Source organism: Xenorhabdus aichiensis (assembly GCF_028598775.1).
In the GTDB taxonomy this organism is placed as follows: domain Bacteria; phylum Pseudomonadota; class Gammaproteobacteria; order Enterobacterales; family Enterobacteriaceae; genus Xenorhabdus; species Xenorhabdus bovienii.
In genome coordinates this window covers 1-2,021 of record NZ_JAQRFO010000105.1, presented here as the reverse complement: position 1 = coordinate 2,021, position 2,021 = coordinate 1, and the positions used below count along the sequence as shown (strand labels likewise).

The 2,021-nt window shown below is 53.4% G+C and carries 1 tRNA gene and 1 rRNA gene; both read right to left on the bottom strand.

The features are described from left to right. A 23S ribosomal RNA gene (locus PSI22_RS21060) occupies nucleotides 1-1,696 on the bottom strand; the annotation flags it as partial. Between the two features lie 162 nt (nucleotides 1,697-1,858). After that, nucleotides 1,859-1,934: transfer RNA gene (locus PSI22_RS21055), tRNA-Ala, on the bottom strand. Nucleotides 1,935-2,021 lie beyond the last annotated feature (87 nt).

Sequence of the window (2,021 nt, the reverse complement as noted above, 5' to 3'; positions counted from 1 at the left end):
GTTACGGCACCATTTTGCCTAGTTCCTTCACCCGAGTTCTCTCAAGCGCCTGAGTATTCTCTACCTGACCACCTGTGTCGGTTTGGGGTACGATTCACTGTTACCTGATGCTTAGAGGCTTTTCCTGGAAGCAGGGCATCAACCACTTCAGCACCGTAGTGCCTCGTTATCACGCCTCAGTGTTGACAGAAGAACGGATTTACCAATTCTTCCCACCTACACGCTTGAACCGGGACAACCGTCGCCCGGCTGGTCTAGCCTTCTCCGTCCCCCCTTCGCAGTAACACCGAGTACGGGAATATTAACCCGTTTCCCATCGACTACGCCTTTCGGCCTCGCCTTAGGGGTCGACTCACCCTGCCCCGATTAACGTTGGACAGGAACCCTTGGTCTTCCGGCGAGCGGGTTTTTCACCCGCTTTATCGTTACTTATGTCAGCATTCGCACTTCTGATACCTCCAGCATGCCTCACAGCACACCTTCGCAGGCTTACAGAACGCTCCCCTACCCAACAACACTTACGTGTCGCTGCCGCAGCTTCGGTGCATGGTTTAGCCCCGTTACATCTTCCGCGCAGGCCGACTCGACCAGTGAGCTATTACGCTTTCTTTAAATGATGGCTGCTTCTAAGCCAACATCCTGGCTGTCTGAGCCTTCCCACTTCGTTTCCCACTTAACCATGACTTGGGGACCTTAGCTGGCGGTCTGGGTTGTTTCCCTCTTCACGACGGACGTTAGCACCCGCCGTGTGTCTCCCGTGATAACATTCTTCGGTATTCGCAGTTTGCATCGGGTTGGTAAGTCGGGATGACCCCCTAGCCGAAACAGTGCTCTACCCCCGAAGATGACTTCACGAGGCGCTACCTAAATAGCTTTCGGGGAGAACCAGCTATCTCCCGGTTTGATTGGCCTTTCACCCCCAGCCACAAGTCATCCGCTAATTTTTCAACATTAGTCGGTTCGGTCCTCCAGTTAGTGTTACCCAACCTTCAACCTGCCCATGGCTAGATCACCGGGTTTCGGGTCTATACCCTGCAACTTAACGCCCAGTTAAGACTCGGTTTCCCTGCGGCTCCCCTATACGGTTAACCTTGCTACAGAATATAAGTCGCTGACCCATTATACAAAAGGTACGCAGTCACCCTGATAAATCAAGGCTCCCACTGCTTGTACGTACACGGTTTCAGGTTCTATTTCACTCCCCTCGCCGGGGTTCTTTTCGCCTTTCCCTCACGGTACTGGTTCACTATCGGTCAGTCAGGAGTATTTAGCCTTGGAGGATGGTCCCCCCATGTTCAGACAGGATACCACGTGTCCCGCCCTACTCGTCGAACTCACACCACCAGTGTCTTCAGATACGGGGCTATCACCCTTTACTGCCGGCCTTTCCAGACCGTTCTCCTGACACTGATGCTGATGTTGGTTCTGGGCTGCTCCCCGTTCGCTCGCCGCTACTGGGGGAATCTCGGTTGATTTCTTTTCCTCGGGGTACTGAGATGTTTCAGTTCCCCCGGTTCGCCTCCGGACCCTATGAATTCAGGTCAGGATAGTGCAACGGATTGCACTGGGTTTCCCCATTCGGGTATCGCCGGTTGTTGCGGTTCATATCACCTTACCGGCGCTTATCGCAGATTAGCACGCCCTTCATCGCCTCTGACTGCCTAGGCATCCACCGTGTACGCTTAGTCGCTTAACCTCACAACCCGAAGGTGTCTTCGGGTGCAAGTTTTGAGAGACTCATCAATCCTGTCCATGACAGCATTGATTGTTTCAAATTTTCAGCTTGTTCCAGATTGTTAAAGAGCAAAAATTTCACAACACACGGGCGTGTTCCCCATGGGTTCTGAAATTATTCGTATGGTGGAGCTAAGCGGGATCGAACCGCTGACCTCCTGCGTGCAAGGCAGGCGCTCTCCCAGCTGAGCTATAGCCCCATACAGTGTTATCACCGGTACGTCAGACGACTGAGCAGACCGTTTCCCCGCCCGCCGTTTCAAGGCAAATACACCGCTGCATCCGCA